Here is a 2,545-nt window from a genome sequence, read left to right on the forward strand (position 1 = left end):
GGTTCAGGCTGAGGTTGTGGCTTAGACTGTGGCTCTAACGGTTTTGAATTGTGATTATTGTTATCTAAAACCTTTTTATAGACCTGTGTTGCTAGCACAGCTCCTGCTACTAACGCAGTGCCTGTTAATGCAGCACTCCAATCCGCAAAAGGTACTTCTGCACGTTCAAATCGAATTGCTGTTTTCTGCTGACCATCTACAAAAATAGATTGATTTTCTTCCAATGATGCTCCATCTAGCTCAATGACTAAATTACCATTTTCATCAAATACTTTGTAAACTGCGTCTTTATGCAAGGGCAATTCACTGATTTTTTCTGGAGGCAAATTAATAATAGTTGGAGAAAGTTGATCGGATAAGAGAATGTGAACAGTATAAATGGACATACGAAATAACCTTAATGCAAAAATAACCTATAATTGCTAATAATACATCAGCATTGAAAATTTAAATTTTATCTTAATTTTCTATATCTTTTAATTACATTTACAATAATATTTTGAATAAGCTATTTCCTGTAATCTCTTTTTAATATAGAGACTCATCGGCTTAATTGGCGGAACTAATATCTCATTCGCTAACGGTGTTGCTACAATATTAAGATACATATGACAAACGATTGATAATGAGACATTATGCTGATTTCTAAAGAAATTTTGCATTCGATAAATTTCAATATCTACCTTATAAGTTTCAGCCAAACTCAAATACTCTTCAATTTCTTGCCTATTTGCGCCAACATTACTAATTACCAAAAGGATATTTAATGTCGGGTTTAACGCCATTTGCTGAAATGCCTGTTGAATATCCTGCTTAGCTGATTGTTTTGCTTGTACATAAGCTGTTCTTGTCCAAGAATAAACACCATCTTTTATCATATATTTATCATTTTCAATATGATAAATAATTGCATTAGAAAAAGTATTTTTAAACTCAATGATCTTTTGATGAGCAAAAGTTGATTTACCTGAACCTGAATGCCCACGAATAATAATGAGTTTTTGCATTGACTTTCATTCAAATAATAAAAATAGATACAAAAAAGGCACCTGTTACGGTGCCTATCTCTATTCTTTAAAAATTAAAGAGCAGATTTTGCTTTAGCAACTAATGCTGCAAAAGCAACTTTGTCAAATACTGCGATATCAGCAAGGATCTTACGGTCGATTTCAACAGATGCTTTTTTCAAGCCATTGATGAATTTGCTGTAAGATAAACCGTTTTGACGAGCTGCAGCGTTGATACGAGCAATCCATAATTGACGGAATTGACGTTTACGCTGACGGCGGTCGCGGTAAGCATATTGTGCAGCTTTAACTACTGCTTGGAAAGCAACGCGATACACGCGTGAACGTGCACCATAATAACCTTTAGCAGCCTTAAGAACTTTCTTATGGCGTGCTCTTGCAATAACACCACGTTTTACACGAGCCATTATTTAATCTCCTAATTTGTCTATTTCGTTTTAATGAACACAAAACATTGTGTTCTACTAAGAATTTCTAAAGTACGTTTAACTTACTTAACGGCTTATGCGTATGGTAAGCACGCTACTACTAATACTTGGTCTGCTTTCGCTACCATAGATTTGTGACGTAAGTGACGTTTACGTTTAGTTGTTTTCTTAGTCAAAATGTGACGTAAGTGAGATTGTTTACGTTTGAAACCGCCAGAAGCTGTTTTCTTGAAACGCTTCGCAGCACCACGTACAGTTTTAATTTTAGGCATTGTTTAAAAACTCCGCATTGTTTTTGTTAATAACCAATAATTAGGCGAAAACAAGCGATAAGATTTGCAAAATATATTACAAATCTAACCGCTTACTTTACTTGATTTGCACTAATTACTTCTTCTTAGGGGCAAGTACCATTACAACTTGGCGACCTTCAAGTTTGCCAGGGGCAGATTCTACCACTGCAATCTCGGCTAAATCGTTTTTAACACGCTCTAGCACGTCCATACCAATTTCTTGGTGAGCCATCTCACGTCCGCGGAAACGAACAGTGATTTTAGCTTTATCCCCATCTTCTAAAAAGCGAATCAGGCTGCGTAGTTTTACCTGATAGTCGCCTTCGTCAGTACCAGGACGGAATTTAATTTCCTTCACTTGTACAACTTTCTGCTTTTTCTTCTGCTCTTTTGCAGCTTTTTCTTTCTCGTAGATGAACTTACCATAGTTCATAATACGACAAACCGGTGGTTCAGCATTTGGGCTAATTTCAACTAAGTCTAACTCAGCTTCTTCAGCTTTTGCTAATGCTTCTTGAATTGATACAATACCAAGTTGTTCGCCATCTTGATCAGTTAAACGAACCTCTTTTACGCGAATTTCATCATTAAGACGATGAGCGCGATTTGTCTGAACACGTTTTACAGGTTTAATAGTCCTATTCCTCTAGTAAATTTTTCTAACGATCATACCGCTTGCAGAAGATATGATTTCTTTTTATACGCCCTAAATAGAGCAAAACGGGCGGAATTCTACGGGATTTAACATTACTATGCAAGGAAAATAACTGCAATTAAGACTGATGACAAACCCCAA

The 2,545-nt window shown here is 36.0% G+C and carries 5 protein-coding genes; all 5 read right to left on the reverse strand.

Features of this window, described 5'->3' with window-relative positions:
• A partial coding sequence (locus A1D25_RS07300; RefSeq protein WP_157395040.1) for a hypothetical protein occupies positions 1–386 on the reverse strand: 386 nt, incomplete at its 3' end.
• 90 nt (positions 387–476) lie between these two features.
• On the reverse strand, positions 477–1,007 hold the full coding sequence (locus tag A1D25_RS07305; protein WP_157395041.1) for an AAA family ATPase: 531 nt from the start codon (positions 1,005–1,007) through the stop codon (positions 477–479).
• Positions 1,008–1,081: 74 nt separating this feature from the next.
• The gene (gene rplT, locus A1D25_RS07310; RefSeq protein ID WP_005714486.1) at positions 1,082–1,435 is read right to left on the reverse strand and encodes a 50S ribosomal protein L20; all 354 of its coding nucleotides are present in this window, start codon (positions 1,433–1,435) and stop codon (positions 1,082–1,084) included.
• 95 nt (positions 1,436–1,530) lie between these two features.
• Entirely contained in the window at positions 1,531–1,728 is a 198-nt protein-coding gene (rpmI, locus tag A1D25_RS07315) for a 50S ribosomal protein L35 (protein ID WP_005596065.1), read from the reverse strand.
• Positions 1,729–1,843: 115 nt separating this feature from the next.
• On the reverse strand, positions 1,844–2,383 hold the full coding sequence (gene infC, locus A1D25_RS07320) for a translation initiation factor IF-3 (RefSeq protein ID WP_157395042.1): 540 nt from the start codon (positions 2,381–2,383) through the stop codon (positions 1,844–1,846).
• Positions 2,384–2,545 lie beyond the last annotated feature (162 nt).

This window comes from Ursidibacter arcticus, from assembly GCF_009761375.1.
Taxonomy (GTDB): domain Bacteria; phylum Pseudomonadota; class Gammaproteobacteria; order Enterobacterales; family Pasteurellaceae; genus Ursidibacter; species Ursidibacter arcticus.